Genomic DNA, 18,388 nt, shown 5'->3' on the forward strand with positions numbered 1-18,388 from the left:
CACAGGAACCTGCATCGGCCCTATCAGGAGCGGCCGGCGTAGGCGGGTGATGTCCGCGTCCTGAGATGCTGCTCCGTTGTCTCCCTGAAATTCGCCTGCCTGTCAGCGGCCGGCAACGCAACCTTGGGAATGCGCCTTCGTTGAGCCGACGTTCGTCGTTTGCGCCAACGGGGCACGAAAGTACATGCAACAAGACGACAAGACGCCGGCGAGCGCGGCGCAGCTCCTGGAACATGTTCCCCTGCCACGCGAGCCGCGAAACATCAGGGATATAGCCCCGGCGGTGCCGCGTCTGTTCTCGACGCGGCCCTATCCGCGGTCGGAGCAGTTCGAGGTCTGGAAGACGCGCATGGCCTCGCTGGTCGATGTCGCGCCGCCGGAAGGCCACAGCCCTGCGCAGGGGTTCGAGGTCGAATACCTGACCTGCAACATGGCCGATGTCATCTTCACATCCGGCCGTGTTGCCGCGCAAACATTCGTGCGCGCGGCCGAGCCGTCGCAGGGGGCGCCGGTCGATATCTGGTGGCTGTTCCGGGTGCGCTCGGGCGAAGCGCGCTTCGAAACCGCTGAACGGCGGCTTCACGCCGGGCCGGGCGCGATGTTCCTGATCTCGCTCGACGACGACTTCCGCGGCAGCATCACCAACTATGATGGCCTGGTGCTGGCGTTGCCGCGCCGATCCTTTGCTGATGTGGCCGACCAGCTCAACGACGCCTGCAATATTCTCCTCTCCGGCAATCTGATCGAATTGCTTGCTGATTATCTCGACAGACTCGAAACGCGCATCATCCTTATGTCCCCGGAGGAGTTGAGGCGGGCGGGGCGCGCGACCGCGCAGATGATCGCAGCATGCATTCAACTGTCATCGGACCGGCTGGAGCAGGTGCGCGGCTCGATCGAGTCGGTGCTGTTCGAGCGCGCGCGTCTTTATATAGAGCAGCATCTCGGCGACTTCGACCTCACGCCGGATCGCATTGCGCAGCAATTGCGGATCTCGCGCTCCGCCCTCTACCGTGCATTCGAGAACGTCGGCGGCGTTGCCGGCTACATCATGCGCAAGCGGCTGCGCGCGGCGCATGCCGAACTCGTCGCGTCCACCGACAGGCAGGTGCAGGAGATCGCCTATCGCCACGGCTTCAAGCTGGCGTCGGATTTCACGCGCGCATTTCGTCGCGAATTCGGCGTCAGCCCGCGCGAGATGCGCGAACGGGCGCGCCGTCGATCAACTGCCGGTTGAGGATTTGCGCAATACCCCACGATGTATCCAATAAATCGTTCAACTTGTGAGACGATCTGCGCGCTATTTGGACGGGCTGCTGAGTGACGCTGACAAATTTGTGTCTATCATTTTTGATATGACGACTCGGGGCACAGTGGTGGGGCAGTCGAGCGAGCGCTGGGTGGCAAGATGCGCTCGTTGAGTTCGACACATCGTCGGCCAGGACCGGAAGGCCGGCGCAGGTCGCGCGGTCTTCATATCTCCACATGTGGTCCCAAAGGACACGCATGTCGGCACAGTCCGCGGCATGGCACCCCCGACGTCTGGACCAGATGTCACAAAGGGGGCGCACCATGGTTGTCGCACGCAACTCAACCGAATCGCTGAAGCGTCACGCCCGCATCGGCTTCGTCCGGAGCTGGGTCGCATCGGGCGATGCGGGCAGCCGTTCGCTGCGGCGGCGGCTGCTGGCGGTGCTGCGTCAGGCGCACCGGACACTGGGTGTGAAGCGCGACCGGCTGGGGCTTGGTGCGCTCGGCGTCGGCGGGGGCACCTCGACGGTGGCCGCAACGCTCGGTGCGTTCGCGATCATGATCGCCGCTACTTCGGCCGCGAGCGCCCAGAACTACAATTCCGGCACCGGAAGCGTCGCCTCGGGCGGTGGCGCAACGGCGGTCGGCACCAATGCGTCGGCGACGTCCTCGTCCGGCTCAGCCGTTGCGATGGGCGCCAACGCCAAGGCCAACGCAATCGGGCAAGGCTCTCCGATCGCAATCGGTGCCGCCTCGAATGCGAGCGGCACCGCTCCTGCCGGCTTCAGCTTCGAGGCGATCGCCATCGGGACCGGCACGAACTCGACCGGACCATGGTCGACCGCCGTCGGCACAACGGCAACCGCGAGCGGGACCGGCGCCAGCGCGTTCGGCACCTCCGCGAGCGCGACGGGAAATCAGTCTACCGCCGTCGGCAACGGCGCGAGCGCGAGTAACCTTTACGCGATCGCACAAGGCTACCTTGCCAATGCGTCGGGACAATATTCGGTGGCGCTCGGTCGGAATGCGGCCGCTTCAGGCGATGGCGGAATGGCGCTGGGTGCCGGCACGATCGCAAACAACGTCAATGCGGTCGCGCTCGGCGTCAACGCCAATGCGGCTGCAGCCGGTGCCAGCGCTTTGGGCACATTCGCTGCTGCCACCGGTGGAAATTCGACCGCTGTCGGCGTCAGCTCCGCCGCGAGCGGTAACTTTTCGTGGGCCGGAGGCTGGTCGTCCGTCGCGAGCGGTGTGAATGCCACCGCGCTGGGCAAGCAATCCACCGCGTCGGGCGTTGGTTCGTTTGCCGGGGGCAATCTCGCCCAGGCGACGGCAGATTTCAGCGTCGCCGTGGGCAATCAGGCACAAGCGCAGAGCACCGGCGGCTCGGTTGCAATCGGATCGGGCGCGATCGTCAACAGTGCGGCGACCGGCGGCATCGCGATCGGCAACAATGCGGCATCCGCCGGCATCAGTTCGATCGCGACTGGCGTTGGGGCCAGTGCCGCCGGCACAAGCTCGCTGGCGATCGGCACTGCCTCAAATGCGAGTGGCGCCGCCAGCACTGCGGTTGGCAACACAGCCGTTGCCAGCGGCCAAAACGCCTCCTCATTCGGGTCTGGAGCGAGCGCGGCAGGAGACAACTCTCTCGCGGCCGGCGTCAGCGCCAACGCCAGCGGAACCGCCAGTACCGCGCTCGGCATCGGCGCCAAGGCGTCGGCTACAAGCGCCATCGCTATCGGTAACAATGCCGCGGCCAGTTCCGCCAGCGCAGTGGCCTTGGGCACCAACGCGGTGGCGACCGGCGGCCAGGCGGTCTCGATCGGCGCGAACAACACCGCCTTTGGCAACGGCGCGGTGGCGATCGGCGATCCCAGCTATGCCAGCGGCACCGGCGCCTTCACCGGTGGCGCGAACAACATCGCCAACAGTGACGGTACGGCGAGCGCCACCGCCGCCAACCAGGCGAACGGTGCAGTCGCGATCGGCAACAACAACAAGGCGATCGGGCAGGGCTCCGTGGCGCTCGGCAACGGCTCCACCGCGGGCGCCGCCGGTCTTGTCGGCAATATCGCACTGGGCAACGGCGCAACCGCAGCGGCAAAATCCGGCGATGTCGCACTCGGCTCCGGCAGCGTCACCGTTGCTGCAGTCGGCACCGCGAACACCGTGATCAACGGCACCACCTACAGCTTCGCCGGCACCACGCCGGCCTCGACGGTCAGCGTCGGCGCGGTCGGTGCGGAGCGCACCATCACCAATGTCGCGGCCGGGCGGCTCAGCAACTCTTCGACGGATGCGGTCAACGGCTCGCAGCTGTTTGCCACCAACCAGGCGATCGAAAGCATCAACACCGGCGGCGGCATCAAGTATTTCCACGCCAATTCGACGCTGGCCGATTCCTCCGCGGTGGGGACCGACTCGGTTGCGGTCGGCCCGGTGTCGACCGCGACCGGCACCAACTCCATCTCGGTTGGTAACGCCTCGGCCGCCAGCGCCGACAATGCGATCGCCGCCGGCTACCAATCTACTGCATCGGCGCTCGACTCAGTGGCGTTGGGATACATCTCCAAGGCGACAGGCCAGTTCAGCACCGCGATCGGACCCAATGCCCAGGCCTCGGCCACGTCCAGCACCGCGATCGGCCAGAACTCGGTGGCCGCCGGCGTTCAGGCGTCCGCTCTCGGTGTCAATGCGAATGCCGGCGTCGCGAATGCCCTCGCGCTTGGCGCCAATGCCAATGCCTCGAACGCAAATGCGGTCGCACTCGGCTCCGGCAGCGTCACGACCGCAGCAGTCGGTACGCCCAACACGGTGATCAACGGCACCACCTACAGCTTCGCCGGCACGATGCCGGGCTCGACCGTCAGCGTCGGCGCGGTCGGCGCCGAGCGCACCATCACCAATGTCGGCGCCGGGCGGCTCAACAATGGGTCGACGGATGCGGTCAACGGGTCGCAACTGTTTGCGACCAACCAGGCGGTCGACGGCCTCGCCAGCACCGTCAACAACATCAACACCGGCGGCGGCATCAAGTATTTCCATGCCAATTCGACATTGGCCGATTCGTCTCCGGTCGGGACCAATTCGGTTGCGATCGGCCCGGTGTCAACCGCCACCGGCGCCGGCTCGGTATCGATCGGCAACGGCGCGACCGCCGCGAATGCCAATGACGTCGCGCTCGGCTCGGGCAGCCAGACCACCACGGCGGTCGGTACCCCGAATACGGTGATCAATGGCACGACCTACAGCTTTGCCGGCACCACGCCGGCCTCGACGGTGAGCGTCGGTGCGGTCGGTGCCGAGCGCACCATCACCAACGTGGCCGCGGGACGGCTCAACAACGGCTCGACCGATGCAATCAACGGCTCGCAGCTGTTTGCCACCAACCAGGCCGTCGACAGCATCGCGACCACCGTCAACAACATCAATACCGGCGGCGGCATCAAGTATTTCCACGCCAACTCGACGCTGGCGGATTCGTCTGCGGTGGGGACCAACTCGGTTGCGATCGGGCCGGTGTCGACCGCCACTGGTAGCGGCTCGGTGTCGATCGGCAACGGAGCGACCGCCGCGAATGCCAACGACATCGCGCTCGGTTCCGGCAGCCAGACCACCACGGCGGTCGGCACGTCAGGCATCACCATCGGTACCACCGCCTACAGCTTCGCCGGCACGACGCCGCTCTCGACCGTCAGCGTCGGCTCGGTCGGCAACGAGCGCACCATCACCAATGTCGCGGCCGGGCGGATCAGCAACGGCTCGACTGATGCGATCAACGGTTCGCAGCTGTTTGCCGCGACCTCGGCGATCGACAGCCTCTCGACCGTCGTCAGCAATGGTCTGACCCATTACTATGGTGTCAACGACGGCGGCACCCAGAAGGCCAACTACGCCAACAACGGCGCGACCGGTGCGAATTCGATGGCCGCCGGCATCGCCGCCTCGGCGACGGCGGCGAACTCCACGGCGCTCGGCTTCAACACCCAGGCCACGGTCGCCGACGGCGTTGCGATCGGCTCGGGCTCGATCTCCAACCGCCCGCTCGCACCGGCGTCCGGCACCATCGGTGGCACCATCATCCCCTACAACACCACCGATCTTACGCTGCTCGGCGCGGTGTCTGTCGGCAATGCGACGAGCTATCGCCAGATCACCAATGTGGCCGACGGCACCCAGTCGAGCGACGCCGTCACCGTGCGGCAGCTGACCGGCGCGCTCACCTCGTTCGCGACCACGACCACGAAATACTTCCACGCCAACTCGACGCTCGCCGACTCGCTCGCGGTCGGCAACAATTCCGTCGCGGTGGGGCCGCAGACCGTGGTCAACGGCGACAACGGCATCGGCATGGGATTTGGCGCAACCGTGGCGCAGACCGCGCCCGGCGGCATCGCGATCGGCCAGAATTCGGTGTCCAACTTTGCCGATTCGATTGCGTTCGGAACCAATGCGCAGGCCAACGGCATCCAGTCGGTGTCGATTGGCGCAGGCTCCCAGACCACCAACCCGACCAGCGTCGCGCTCGGTCCGAATGCCAAGGCGACGGCGCAGGCTGGCGACGTTGCGCTCGGCGCCAATTCGACCACCTCCACGGTGGTCGCGACCAAGAACACCACGATCGGCGGCACCACTTACAACTTCGCCGGCACGACGCCGACATCGACCGTCAGCGTCGGCAGCGCCGGTTCGGAGCGTACCATCACCAATGTGGCGGCGGGCCAGATCACCTCGACCTCGACGGACGCCATCAACGGCTCGCAGCTCTGGGCCACCAACACGTCGCTCGACAACCTCTACAACACCGTCAACAACATCAGCAATGGCGGTGGCGGCGTCAAATATTTCCACGCCAATTCGACGGCAGCGGATTCCATCGCGACCGGCGCGGAGAGCGTCGCGATCGGACCGCAGTCGGTCGCGAGCGGCGCCAACGCGATCTCGATGGGCAACGGCTCGGCCGCGTCGGCCGCCAACTCGGTCGCGATCGGCGCCGGCGCCAAGGCGACGGCGGCCAATTCGCTGGCGCTCGGCGCGAACGCCACCACGACGGCGAATCTGAGCGATGCGGCCTATACGCCTGTTGTCGGCAAGACCGTCGCGGGCGTCGCGACCGGCGAAGTGTCGGTCGGCTCGTCCGGGGCCGAACGCCGCGTCACCAATGTCGCCGCGGGCTCGGCTGCGACCGACGCGGTCAATGTCAGCCAGCTCCAGGCGGTTGCGTCGAGCTCGATCCGCTACGACACCGATGCCTCCGGCAACACCACCAACAAGGTGACGCTGAACAGCGGCAATGGCGGACCGGTGACCATCGGCAACGTGGCGGCCGGCGTTGCAGGCACCGATGCGGTCAACGTCAACCAGCTCAACAGCGCGTTCCAGCAACTCAACGGCCAGATCGGTGAGGTGCGGCAGGACGCCTGGCGTGCGGCCGCGATCGGCATGGCCGCCGCATCGCTGCGTTATGACGACCGGCCCGGCAAGATCAGCGCATCGGCCGGCGGCGGCGTCTGGCGCAGCCAGGGCGCGCTCGCCTTCGGCATCGGCTACACCAGCGAGAACGGCAAGCTGCGCACCAACGCGGCGGCGACCACCGCCGGCGGCGACTGGGGCGTCAGTGCCGGCGTGAGTCTGACGCTCAATTGACCCTGACGTCGACGAGGCGGCCGGCGTGTCTGGCTTTGGTGATCTGGCTCGCGGACGCGGCAATCGCGTCCGCGCAGCCTGTGCCGCCGCCCGCCTACACCGTGAAGCCGTCGGACGTCATGGTGCCGGAAGGCGAGACGCTCGGCGAGTTCAGGCGGATGATCCAGCCGTTCAAGAACTGGACCTTGATTTGCGACGAGAGTCTCAAATCGAAGCGCCGGGTCTGCAACGTCACGCAATCGATCGTCAACGCGCAAGGCGCGGTCGCATTCAACTGGTCGCTGATTGCGACCGCCGACGGCAAGCCGCTGATGTCGATGCGCATTCCCGCAGCCGCGGGCGTCGGCGCGCAGATCGAGCTTGCGATGGGCGATAGTCCGGACCGGATCGTCGCGCAGACCGATCGCTGCGACGCCAATTTCTGCTTCGCGACGATCGCGATCGGCAACGTGCTCAGGCGGCACATCCGCGCGGCGACGCCGTGCCTGGTGTCCTATCAGCTCCCGCAGACCGGGCCGATCATGATGGAAGCGCCGCTGGACGGACTGTCCGGCGTGCTGGCGAAACTGAAATGAAGCGAGGTCGGACATGCGGATGTGGAATTCCGGCATCCGGCTCGAGACTGAAGCGCGAAGTGAAAAGGACGGATGGTCGATGCGGCGCACCCTTGGATTGATCTTTGTTGCGGTCGTCGTGGCCGCGCTCGGTGCCGCCGGTGTCGTGGTCTACGCGCAGCAGACGCAGCCGATACCATTGCAGCCGGCTGCACCGGCGCCGGCCAAGAAGCCCGCCGCCGCTGCCAAGCCGCAGCCGCACAAACAGCGTGCGCAGGAGGCGCAGACGCCGGCCGCTGCGGCGGCATCCGTTCCGCCGCAACAGGCGGGGCAGCAACCGACCGTGTTCGACGATCAGGCGCGGCAGGGCAACATCGTGACCTGCGCCAATCTGTTCGGGACGCTCGGCCGCGGTCTCGCGATGAACTCCAACTACACCGCGCAGTCGCAGTGGGACGCCAAGTCCGGCAATTCCCATTCGGTGCAGTCGCTGGTTGCGCTCGCACCGAACCAGGCACCGCAGGGCCAAGCCCCGCAGGGAAATCAAGCCCCGCAAGGCAATGCCGTTCAACAGGCCGCCGGTATCGTGTTTGCCGCACCGGTCGGATCGTCCTGCGAAGGCAATCTGGTGCGGGTGACGCCGCGAGCGGAGAACTGCTCGACGGTCGCCGCCGAGCTCGCCAAGCTCAACGGGCAGACCGGCGCGCTCGGTGAGCTCGCAACGATGGCGCTGCCAAACGGCGCGCAAGTGGTGCTGATTCCGTTCGGCAATGCCTGCGTCGCGGTGACCGCGCTGCGGGTCGCAGGCTAACGCGGCTAGAGGCTGGGCCCTCGCGCGTCCGACGTCGGCACCAGGCCGAACCGGCCGTGCAGTCCGCGCCAGAGGCCGGCGCACAGAACGCTCAGAAGCTTGCGCATCGAACTTCGCCCTCGACACTGTCCGTCGCCATGCTGCGAGCGCGGGTGGAGAAAGGACAGAGCCAATTCTGAGCAGGCCTGCGCAGTTTTTGAGCAGAGCATCGTCGCGCCTGAGCGGCGCGCGCCGAAAAATCTCATGAGATTCAACTGGCGGAGCCGTGGCACGGCTCGTGCATCAATGACGCCGAGTTGGCCGCTAGGGTTCCGATCTTGCCAAGCAAGGTGCTGGTCCGAGAGCAGCCGCTTGCGGGGGAGACATCCCCGCAGGTGCACGGCGGGATAAAAGCCCGGGAGACCTCGTTAGCCAAGGGATTGGCGGAGCGATGGTCTTTTCGCCAGTCCCTTTTTGTGAAGTTTCGCAAGAGGGATCGGCAATGAACAAGTTCTCTTTCTTCCTTCGCTCTGTTGTCATCGGCTGCGCGGTCGTGCTCGCGGCGGCTCCTGCCGCCGACGCCGCGCCGAAGAAAAGCTTCAAGGTCGCCTGGTCGATCTATGTCGGATGGATGCCGTGGGGTTATGCGGCCGACACCGGCATCGTCAAGAAGTGGGCCGACAAATACGGCATCGCGATCGAGGTCAAGCAGTTCAACGACTACGTCGAATCGATCAACCAGTACACCGCCGGCGGCTATGATGCCGTCACCATCACCAACATGGACGCGCTTTCGATTCCTGCCGCAGGTGGCGTCGATACCACCGCGGTCGTGATGGGCGATTTCTCCAACGGCAATGACGCCGTGATCCTGAAGAACAAGTCCGACCTCGCTGCGATCAAGGGCCAGACCGTCAATCTGGTCGAATTCTCGGTGTCGCACTATCTGCTGGCGCGTGCGCTCGAAACCAGCAAGCTGAGCGAGAAGGACGTCAAGGTCATCAACACCTCGGATGCCGATATCGCGGCCGCCTACAAGACGCCTGACGTCAATGCGGTCGTGACCTGGAATCCGATCGTGACGGAAATCCTCGGCTCGCCCGACGCGAAGAAAGTGTTCGATTCCTCGCAGATTCCCGGCGAGATCATGGACCTGATGGTGGTGAACACCGCGGTCGCCAAGGACAATCCGGATTTCGCCAAGGCGCTGGTCGGCATCTGGTACGAGACGCTGTCGAAGATGACGGCGAACGATCCCGCTGCGAAGGCTGCCAAGGAAGCGATGGCCAAGGCCTCCGGCACCGATCTCGCCGGTTTCGACAGCCAGCTCTCGACCACAAAGCTGTTCGACAAGGCAACCGACGCCGAAGCCTTCACGCGCAGCAAGACCATCGGCATGACCATGGATCGCGTCCGCAAGTTCCTGTTCGAGAAGGACCTGCTCGGCAAGGGCGCGAAGTCGGCCGACGCGGTTGGCATCGAGCTCGCCGACAAGTCGGTGCTGGGCGACAAGTCGAACGTCAAGCTGCGCTTCGACCCGACCTACATGGACGAAGCCGCCAAGGGCAAGCTCTGATCGTGTAGTGCCGCCGCAAGCAGGAGCCGACGATGCGACTTGTGAACATAAGGCCGGGACGGCAGACGCGATTCTATCTGCTCGCGCTGCCGTTCCTACTGGTCGCAATCGCCTATTTCGCCGGCTCCAGCGCACGGCTCACGCAAAACCCGAATGACAAGCTGCTGCCGGCGCTGCCGAGCATGGTTCAGGCGGTCAAGCAGATGGCGTTCGAGGTCGACCCGCGCACCGGCGGCTATCTGATGCTCTCCGACACCGTGGCCAGCCTGGGGCGGCTGGGGTCGGCGCTGGCGATCTCGACGGTGGCGGCGCTCGTGCTCGGCATCGTGATCGGGCTGCTGCCGGGCGCCAATGCCTTGCTCGGGCCGTTCGTGTCGGTGACATCGATGGTGCCGCCGCTGGCGTTGCTGCCGATCCTGTTCATCGTGATGGGGTTAGGGGAGAATTCCAAGATCGCGCTGATCGTGATCGGGACGTTGCCGTGCATGATCCGCGACCTCGCCATGAAGGTGCAGGAGCTGCCGCGCGAGCAGATCGTCAAGGCGCAGACGCTCGGCGCCTCGACCTGGCAGATCGCGCTGCGGGTCGCGATGCCGCAAACCCTGCCGCGGTTGATCGATGTGCTGCGGCTGCAACTCGGCCCGGCGTGGCTGTTCCTGATCGCGGCCGAGGCGATCGCATCCGATTCCGGCCTCGGCTACCGGATCTTCCTGGTGCGCCGCTATCTCGCGATGGACGTGATCATTCCCTACGTCGCCTGGATCACGCTGCTCGCGTTCCTGATCGATGTCGGCCTGCGCGTCCTGCAACGCAAGGCGTTTCCCTGGTTTGCCTCGGTGAGGGCGGAATGAGCGCGATCCGTTTCGACGACGTCTGGAAGGAATACGGCGATCACATCGTGCTCGAGCGCATCACGATGGAGGTCGAGCCGCGCGCGTTCATTGCGCTGGTCGGTCCCTCCGGTTGCGGCAAGACCACGCTGCTCAGAATGCTGCTCGGCGAGGAGCAGCCGAGCCGTGGGCAGATTTTGGTCGACGGCAAGCCGTTGCCCGCCGAGCCGGACGCCGACCGCGGCGTGGTGTTTCAGCGCTACTCGGTGTTTCCGCATCTGACCGTGTTGCAGAACGTCATGCTCGGCCGCGAACTGCGCGATGCCAAATTCACGGCCCGGCTGTTCGGCGCCGCCCGGCGCGCCGCCATGGACGACGCGATGAAGCTCTTGGCGGAGGTCGGGCTCGCCGGCCAGGAGAGCAAATATCCGTCGGCGCTGTCGGGCGGCATGCAGCAGCGCCTCGCGCTGGCGCAGGCGATCATGCGCGGTCCGAAGATTCTGCTGCTCGACGAGCCGTTCGGCGCGCTCGATCCTGGAATCCGCGCCGACATCCATGTGCTGATGAAGCGGCTCTGGAACGAGACCCATTTGACGGTCGTGATGGTGACACACGACCTCAGCGAAGCCTTCGGGCTCGCGACGCGCGTGATCGCGTTGGAGCGGTCGCGCAACCGGCCCGAGGAGCGCGAACGCTACGGCGCCACGGTGTCGCGCGATCTCGAGATCTTCCCTCGCCGCAGCGCAGAGCTGCGGTCGTCGGTTCAACCAGCTCCGGCCGGGACGACCCGGTCAGGCAAGGAGCATCAGCCGGGACGGCCCGGCGCTCTCGTCTTGAAGGAGCAACCATGATCCTCACAGAGGAACAGAAGGCCGAGATCGCGGCGCATACCCGACGTTACAACGAACTGAAAGCGGCGGGACAGGAGCACGCGCCGCGGGCGCTGCCGGCGCCGACTGCGCGCGATGCCGCGCCGATCGCGACCGACGCGATCATCCATCGCGAGGTGATTCCGGCCGGCTGGTACTGGACCATGCGGCTGAACCGCGGCGACACGCTGCGTATCGTCAACACGGCGGGGACATCGACCGTCAGCCTGCTCGCCTGGAACAGCGCCGACACCACCGAGCGGCTGAACTACGCTGACACCATCAAGGTGCAGTGGGCGGCGCGGCTGCAGAAGGGACGCGTGCTACTGTCCGACATGGGGCGCGCGCTGCTCGCCATCACCGAGGACACCAGCGCCGCGCATGATGCTGTGGTCGGCGGCTCGACCGCGGCGACCAACCAGGCAAAGTACGGCGACGGCAATTTCCGCAACACGCGCGAGAACTTCATCCTCGCCGCGGCCAAGCTCGGGCTCGATCGCCGCGACGTGCATCCCTGCATGAGCTTCTTCGCCCCGGTCGCGATCGACGCGCACGGCAGGTTTGTCTGGTCCGAGGGGCGCCGCGAGAGCGGCGACTTCGTCGAGCTGCGTGCCGAAATGGATCTGCTGATCGCGCTCTCGAACTGTCCGCATCCGCTCGATCCGGCCAAAGCCTACCCGCAGGCGAGTGTGGAGATCGTGCGCTATCGCGCGAGTGCGCCGGCCGCCGACGATCTGTGCCGCACCGCGACGGCCGAGGCGATCCGCGCCTTCGAGAACAACGCGATGTATTTCGGCCAGGCCAGCGAAGGAGCCGTGCGATGACCACGCAATCCGTTCGGACCGGCCGCATCGTCCTCGACGTCGAAATCCCCGCGCGCAAGCCATGGTCGGCCATCATCCGCAAGGGCCAGACTCTGCGCATCACCGATACCCACGGCCAGCAGGCGGTGGATACGCTGTTCTATCGCGCCGACGACTATCAGGAGCGCTACAGCGGGCAGGATACGCTGCGCGCGCAGGGCTCGGCCTATGTCGGGCTCGGCACGCAGATCATGTCAAATGAAGGCCGCGTGATGCTGCGCGTCACGGCCGACAGTTGCGGCCTGCACGACACCTCGGCGGGCGCCTGCTCCTGCGAGAGCAACACGGTGCGGTTCGGGCACCAGACCCGTTACCAGCACGCCTGCCGCGAGAATTTCGTGATCGAAGCCGCAAAGTACGGCATGTCGAAGCGCGACATCGTGCCGAATTTGAATTTCTTTATGAACGTGCCGATCGATCCCGCCGGAAATTTCACCGTGGTCGACGGCGTCTCCAAGCCCGGCGACGCCATCGAGCTGGTCGCCGAGATGGATGTGCTGTGCCTGATCTCGAACTGCCCGCAGATCAACAATCCCTGCAACGGTTTCTTCCCGACGCCGGTCCAGGTGACGATCTTCGACGTCGCGATCTTCGAGCCGGAGGCGTGAGGCATGTTCAGCAAGGTCCTGATTGCCAACCGCGGCGAGATCGCCGGGCGGATCGGCAGAACATTGCGCAGCATGGGTATTGCCTCGGTCGCAGTCTATTCCGACGCCGACCGCTTCACGCGGCCGGTGCTCGCGGCCGACGAGGCGGTGCGGATTGGTCCTGCGCCGGCCGCAGAGAGCTATCTCAACGTCGATGCCATCATGGCGGCGTGCCTCGCGACCGGTGCGCAGGCGGTGCATCCCGGCTACGGCTTCCTGTCGGAGAACCGCCGCTTCGCCGAGCGGCTTGCCGAGCATGGCATCAGGTTCATCGGACCGCGGCCGGAGCATCTTGACGCTTTCGGCCTCAAGCACCGCGCACGCGAGATCGCCGAGCAAAGCGGCGTGCCGCTGCTGCCGGGCTCGGGCCTGTTGGAGACCATCGACGAGGCGGCGCAGCAGGCGGAGGTGATCGGCTTTCCGGTGATGCTGAAGAGCACGGCGGGCGGCGGCGGCATCGGCATGCAGCTCTGCCACGACATGGCGACGCTGCGCGAGAGATTCGAATCCGTGCAGCGTGCGGCGCGGGCAAGCTTCGGCGACGCGCGGGTCTATCTCGAGCGGTTCGTGGCGCGAGCGCGGCATATCGAAGTGCAGATCTTCGGCAACGGCAAGGGCGACGTGGTAGCGCTCGGCGAACGCGATTGCTCGCTGCAGCGGCGCAACCAGAAGGTCTTCGAGGAGACCCCCGCGCCGGGGCTCTCCGCGGACATCCGCCGGCGGCTGCACGCGGCCGCGGTGTCGCTCGGCAAGGCGGTCGCTTACGAATCCGCCGGCACGGTGGAATTCATCTACGACGTCGAGCGCGAGGATTTCTACTTCCTCGAGGTCAACACCCGCCTTCAGGTCGAGCACCCCGTCACCGAGCAGGTCACGGGTGTCGATCTCGTCGAATGGATGGTCCGGCAGGCGGCCGGTGAGGAGGTGCTGGGACAGGCCGGCACGCTTACACCGAAGGGCGCGGCGATCGAGGTGCGGCTCTATGCCGAGAACCCGGGCGCCGGCTTTCGCCCGAGCGCCGGCCGGCTGACGCAGGTCACCTTTTCGGGCGATGCGCGGATCGACGGCTGGATCGAGACCGGCACCGAGGTCTCGCCGTTCTATGATCCGATGCTGGCCAAGATCATCGTGTCGGCCGAGACGCGCGAGGCCGCGATCGCAAAGCTGACGCAAGCACTGAATGACACGGTCGTCGCCGGCATCGAGACCAATCTGGACTATCTGCGCGCGATCGCGGCGTCCGACGTGTTCCGCAGCGGACAGGTCGCAACCAGCGTGCTCGGCGCGTTCGCCTACCGTCCCCGCAGCATCGACGTCGTCGCACCCGGTGCGCAGAGCGGCGTGCAGGAATTACCTGGCCGGCTGCATCTCTGGCGTGTCGGCGTGCCGCCGAGCGGCCCTATGGACGAACGGTCGTTTCGGCTCGCCAACCGGGTGGTCGGCAATCCGGAGACGACAACCGCGCTGGAGCTGACGGTCAACGGGCCGACCTTGCGCTTCAACACCGATGCGACCGTCGCGCTGTCGGGCGCGCGGATGAAGGCGTCGCTCGACGGCGCCGATGTGGCCTATGACGAACCGGTTGCGGTGCGCGCGGGCCAGACGCTTGCCATCGGCAGCATCAAGGGCCCGGGCCAGCGCGCCTATCTGGCTGTGCGTGGCGGCATCGACGTGCCGGAGATCCTCGGCTCGCGTGCGGTGTTTGCGCTCGGAGCCTTCGGCGGCCATGCGACAGGCGCGCTGAAAGCCGGCGACGTCTTGCATATCGGCGCCGATGCATCGGACCTCGCAGCGCCGCGGCGCGCTGCGGCGGAAGAGCGGCCGGAGCTGACATCGGCCTGGCAGATCGGCGTGGTCTACGGCCCGCACGGTGCGCCGGACTTCTTCCTCGACGACGATATCGAGACGCTGTTCGCGGCGAGCTATGAGGTGCACTTCAACAGCGCCCGCACCGGCGTGCGGCTGATCGGGCCGAAGCCGCGCTGGGCGCGCGCCGATGGCGGCGAGGCCGGGCTGCATCCGTCGAACATCCATGACAACGCCTATGCGGTCGGCTCGATCGACTTCACCGGCGACATGCCGATCATTCTCGGGCCCGACGGACCGAGCCTCGGCGGATTCGTCTGTCCGGCGGTCGTCGCGCGCGACGAGCTCTGGAAGATCGGCCAGCTCCGGCCCGGCGATACCGTGCGCTTTGTGCCGGTGACGCGCGACGATCCCGTCGCGGGCCCCACCGTGCTGCGCGCGCCCGAACTGGGATCGGCGATCGTCGGCCGTAACGATGACGGCCCGATCCCGGTGGTGTACCGCCGTGCCGGTGACGACAATCTGCTGGTCGAATACGGACCGATGGAGCTCGACATCGCGCTGCGCCTGCGCGTCCATGTGCTGGCGGAGGCGCTGGAGGAGGCGAAGCTCGGTGGTTTGATCGACCTCACACCGGGGATCCGTTCCCTGCAGATTCACTATGACGGCACGGCGCTGTCGCGCGGAAAGCTGCTCGACGTGCTGCGCAAGATCGAGGTCGACTTGCCTGATGTCGATGCGATGCGGGTGCCGAGCCGCACCGTGCATCTGCCGTTGTCATGGCGTGATCCGCAGGCCGAGCTTGCGATGCGCAAATATCAGGAGCTGGTGCGCGCGGACGCGCCGTGGTGTCCGTCGAATGTCGAGTTCATCCGGCGGATCAACGGGCTCGGCAGCGAGGACGATGTTCGCCGCATCGTGTTCGATGCCGATTATTTCGTGCTCGGCCTTGGCGACGTTTATCTCGGCGCACCGGTGGCGACGCCGCTCGACCCGCGGCACCGGCTGGTGACGACGAAATACAATCCGGCGCGGACCTGGACGCCGGAGAACGCGGTCGGAATCGGCGGCGCCTATATGTGCATCTACGGCATGGAAGGGCCGGGCGGCTATCAGCTGTTCGGCCGCACCATCCAGGTCTGGAACACATGGCGCACCACGCGGGTGTTCGAACCCGGTCATCCCTGGCTGCTGCGCTTCTTCGACAAGATCCGCTTCTTCCCGGTCGACGCCGACGAGTTGCTGGACGCACGTGCCGCATTCCCGCACGGGCAATACGACATCAGGATCGAGCAGGGCGAGTTCTCCTACGCCGACTATGCGAAGCAGTTGGCCGCGACGCAGCCGTCGATCGCCGCGTTCAAGGCGAACCAGCAGGCGGCGTTCGACGCCGAGCGTCAGCGCTGGCGCGACATGAAGCTCGACGAGGCGCCGGCCGAACCGATCGATACGAGTGCCGTCGCGACCGGCATTCCCGATGGCCAGATAGGTGCCTTCTCGGAAGTGCCGGGCAATATCTGGAAGATCCTGGTCGAGGAGGGGGCCGAGGTCGCGGCCGGCGACGTGCTCGCCATCATCGAGTCCATGAAGATGGAAATCTCGGTGCTCTCGCCCGCGGCAGGCCGTGTCGCGTCAGTGCCGGTGAAGCCCGGCCAGACGCTGCGCGCGGGGGACGTCGTGGCGTTGATCCGGCCGGCGTAGCTTCGGCCGCGTCACGAGCGACGCTGCGGTCCTGTCCACGTCATTGCGCTATGGGGGACGATCGGACGGAAGCCGATCGCGCCACGGCTCGTCGGCAAGGAGCCGGCGCTGTCGGTCGGCGATGGCAGGCCATCCGGAGCGTACCACGCTGAGGACCGCAGCGTCGGCGGATGGACCTCCATCGCAAGCAAAATAGGCGCGAAGCCGTCCTTCGCAGCGGAAGCCGAGGCCGGTGTAGAGCTCGAGCGTACGCCGCAGGCGCCAATCCAGATGCACCTCGGCCCGTTCGACAGCGAGCACCTCGAAAGCATACCGTGTCATGAGATGCGCGACATGGCTCATGAGCAGGACCTCGTCCAATCGTCCGCTGCTCCAGATCGGCGCAAGCGTCGCCCGCTTCTCGTCCGGCTCGAGCGCCGCGAAGGCGGTAAGGCCGATGATGTCGCCGGACCCGGCGTCCTCGATCGCGAACGCGGCCGTGACGTTCGCGCAGCCCAGCGTGGCTGCCATGCGTGCGGCCGCCGTCCGGCCGGAGCCGCCGCGATCGAGCTGCCGAAGCATGCCGGCGTCCCCGAGCGGCTTGACCCGCGCGATCTCAGAACCGTGGATCCTGGTCAGCAGGATGCGGTCGGTGGCCAGGGCGGCATGGCTGTCTACGAATTGCATGCCCTATTGACGCATCGAACCAACATGCCGTCAAATGACCGGAATGGCAGTTCATATGCGGATTGGTTATGCCCCTGAATCCGAGACACGTTGACCTGTTTCGCGAGGTCGTGCGTCACAACGGAATCACCAAGGCAGCCCTGAGCCTGCGGATCGGGCAGCCTTTCGTCAGTCGTGCCATCGCGCGGCTGGAGCGCGAGATCGGCTTCGCGCTGTTCGAACGCGGGCGCGGCGGCGTCACGTTGACGCCGGAAGGCGAGATATTTTTGCATGAGGTGGAGCGCAACCAGGCCGGGCTGGAATATCTGGCGCGTGCGGCGCGCGGCATTCGCGCGCGGGGCAGCGGGACGCTGAGGATCGCCTGTCTTCCGGCATTCACCTATTCGTTGATGCCGCGGATCGTCAGCAACTTCTCCAGGAAGAACCCCGGCATCATGCTGTCGGTCGCCGTGCATAGCCCTGAACGGGTCTGGAGTCTGGTTGCTGCGGGCCAGTGCGATGTCGGGCTGGCGCGACCCCAGTCGGGTTTTGCCGCGGTCGACGACGAACTGCTGATGACGACCGACGCCGTCTGCGTGCTGCCGCGTCAGCACCGGCTGCGGTCCAAGCGATTGATCAAGCCGAAAGACCTGCACGGCGAGGCGATGATTGCGGCAGCCCCGGGCGCGCCGCATCGATCGCGCCTCGAACGCGCCTTCGAAGACGCCGGGGCCGAGGTCAGAACGGTGGCGGAGATTCAGTACAGCATGCAACGCTGTGCTCTGGTTGCGCAGGGGCTGGGTTTCTCGATCGTCGATCCCGTCGTCGCGCGGGATTTTGCCAGCGCCAGGATCGTGCTCAAGCCATTCACGCCGCGGCTGGAGATCACCACCGTGCTGCTGTTTCCGTCGCAACGGCCGCGCAGCCGTCTTGCACTCGAATTCTGCGACCTGCTTCGCGCCGAGACCGCGGAATACAGGAAGCCTGCCCGCGCTCCCGCCTGACCCGGTCCGTGCCGCTTTGCTGGATGTGGCGTTTCAAGCGAGCTTGGGTGGCCTGGCCGCGGGCTTGACCGGCACATCCAGCATGGCGTCCGCCAGCCACGCTTCGCGCTTGTCCAGTGACCAGCCGCGGTCGGGTCGATGAAGATGGAGATCAGCGTGCACACGCGCCAAGCGCGGGCAGGATTGCGTCGGTGCCAGTGAAGCCC

The 18,388-nt window shown here is 66.2% G+C and carries 12 protein-coding genes and 1 riboswitch; of the genes, 11 read left to right on the top strand and 1 reads right to left on the bottom strand.

The window, feature by feature from the left end; all coding sequences use genetic code 11:
- The first annotated feature begins 184 nt into the window (after window positions 1-184).
- From H8A95_RS19545 to uca, 10 genes are all read left to right on the top strand, one after another.
- Window positions 185-1,237, top strand: a complete 1,053-nt coding sequence (locus tag H8A95_RS19545) for a helix-turn-helix domain-containing protein (protein ID WP_229184562.1) — start codon at window positions 185-187, stop codon at window positions 1,235-1,237.
- A 335-nt stretch (window positions 1,238-1,572) separates the two neighbouring features.
- On the top strand, window positions 1,573-6,897 hold the full coding sequence (locus H8A95_RS19550; protein ID WP_229184563.1) for a beta strand repeat-containing protein: 5,325 nt from the start codon (window positions 1,573-1,575) through the stop codon (window positions 6,895-6,897).
- Between the two features lie 38 nt (window positions 6,898-6,935).
- On the top strand, window positions 6,936-7,472 hold the full coding sequence (locus H8A95_RS19555) for an invasion associated locus B family protein (RefSeq protein WP_229184564.1): 537 nt from the start codon (window positions 6,936-6,938) through the stop codon (window positions 7,470-7,472).
- A 79-nt stretch (window positions 7,473-7,551) separates the two neighbouring features.
- Window positions 7,552-8,262, top strand: coding sequence for a hypothetical protein (locus H8A95_RS19560; RefSeq protein WP_229184565.1), 711 nt, complete (start codon window positions 7,552-7,554; stop codon window positions 8,260-8,262).
- Between the two features lie 292 nt (window positions 8,263-8,554).
- Window positions 8,555-8,665: riboswitch (guanidine-I (ykkC/yxkD leader) on the top strand.
- A 78-nt stretch (window positions 8,666-8,743) separates the two neighbouring features.
- Window positions 8,744-9,817 (top strand): putative urea ABC transporter substrate-binding protein, encoded by a 1,074-nt coding sequence (locus tag H8A95_RS19565; protein WP_229184566.1) that lies wholly within the window; start codon window positions 8,744-8,746, stop codon window positions 9,815-9,817.
- A 32-nt stretch (window positions 9,818-9,849) separates the two neighbouring features.
- Window positions 9,850-10,668 carry an ABC transporter permease gene (locus tag H8A95_RS19570; protein WP_229184567.1) on the top strand — a complete coding sequence of 273 codons (819 nt, stop codon included), beginning with the start codon at window positions 9,850-9,852 and terminating at the stop codon, window positions 10,666-10,668.
- On the top strand, window positions 10,665-11,498 hold the full coding sequence (locus H8A95_RS19575) for an ABC transporter ATP-binding protein (RefSeq protein WP_229184568.1): 834 nt from the start codon (window positions 10,665-10,667) through the stop codon (window positions 11,496-11,498). Before H8A95_RS19570 ends, H8A95_RS19575 begins: the two co-directional genes overlap by 4 nt.
- The gene (locus H8A95_RS19580; protein WP_229184569.1) at window positions 11,495-12,340 is read left to right on the top strand and encodes an urea amidolyase associated protein UAAP1; all 846 of its coding nucleotides are present in this window, start codon (window positions 11,495-11,497) and stop codon (window positions 12,338-12,340) included. The genes H8A95_RS19575 and H8A95_RS19580 overlap by 4 nt, the downstream gene beginning before the upstream one ends.
- Entirely contained in the window at window positions 12,337-12,987 is a 651-nt protein-coding gene (locus H8A95_RS19585; RefSeq protein WP_229184570.1) for an urea amidolyase associated protein UAAP2, read from the top strand. The genes H8A95_RS19580 and H8A95_RS19585 overlap by 4 nt, the downstream gene beginning before the upstream one ends.
- 3 nt (window positions 12,988-12,990) lie before the next feature.
- Entirely contained in the window at window positions 12,991-16,533 is a 3,543-nt protein-coding gene (gene uca, locus H8A95_RS19590; protein ID WP_229184571.1) for an urea carboxylase, read from the top strand.
- Between the two features lie 48 nt (window positions 16,534-16,581).
- Here uca and H8A95_RS19595 read toward each other — a convergent pair whose 3' ends face one another.
- Window positions 16,582-17,199: a GNAT family N-acetyltransferase gene (locus tag H8A95_RS19595; protein ID WP_229184572.1), complete on the bottom strand. Its 618-nt coding sequence runs from the start codon at window positions 17,197-17,199 to the stop codon at window positions 16,582-16,584.
- 68 nt (window positions 17,200-17,267) lie between these two features.
- Here H8A95_RS19595 and H8A95_RS19600 point away from each other — a divergent pair, with 68 nt between their 5' ends.
- Window positions 17,268-18,182, top strand: coding sequence for a LysR family transcriptional regulator (locus H8A95_RS19600; RefSeq protein WP_229184573.1), 915 nt, complete (start codon window positions 17,268-17,270; stop codon window positions 18,180-18,182).
- Window positions 18,183-18,388 lie beyond the last annotated feature (206 nt).

The sequence above is a fragment of the Bradyrhizobium oropedii genome (assembly GCF_020889685.1).
GTDB classification, from domain to species: Bacteria; Pseudomonadota; Alphaproteobacteria; order Rhizobiales; family Xanthobacteraceae; genus Bradyrhizobium; species Bradyrhizobium oropedii.

Coding starts and splice junctions, on each gene's coding strand:
- H8A95_RS19585 (WP_229184570.1), top strand. CDS start 12,337: ATGACCACGCAATCCGTTCGGACCGGCCGCATCGTCCTCGACGTCGAA.
- H8A95_RS19550 (WP_229184563.1), top strand. CDS start 1,573: ATGGTTGTCGCACGCAACTCAACCGAATCGCTGAAGCGTCACGCCCGC.
- uca (WP_229184571.1), top strand. CDS start 12,991: ATGTTCAGCAAGGTCCTGATTGCCAACCGCGGCGAGATCGCCGGGCGG.
- H8A95_RS19570 (WP_229184567.1), top strand. CDS start 9,850: ATGCGACTTGTGAACATAAGGCCGGGACGGCAGACGCGATTCTATCTG.
- H8A95_RS19545 (WP_229184562.1), top strand. CDS start 185: ATGCAACAAGACGACAAGACGCCGGCGAGCGCGGCGCAGCTCCTGGAA.
- H8A95_RS19565 (WP_229184566.1), top strand. CDS start 8,744: ATGAACAAGTTCTCTTTCTTCCTTCGCTCTGTTGTCATCGGCTGCGCG.
- H8A95_RS19580 (WP_229184569.1), top strand. CDS start 11,495: ATGATCCTCACAGAGGAACAGAAGGCCGAGATCGCGGCGCATACCCGA.
- H8A95_RS19560 (WP_229184565.1), top strand. CDS start 7,552: ATGCGGCGCACCCTTGGATTGATCTTTGTTGCGGTCGTCGTGGCCGCG.
- H8A95_RS19575 (WP_229184568.1), top strand. CDS start 10,665: ATGAGCGCGATCCGTTTCGACGACGTCTGGAAGGAATACGGCGATCAC.
- H8A95_RS19600 (WP_229184573.1), top strand. CDS start 17,268: ATGCCCCTGAATCCGAGACACGTTGACCTGTTTCGCGAGGTCGTGCGT.
- H8A95_RS19595 (WP_229184572.1), bottom strand. CDS start 17,199: ATGCAATTCGTAGACAGCCATGCCGCCCTGGCCACCGACCGCATCCTG.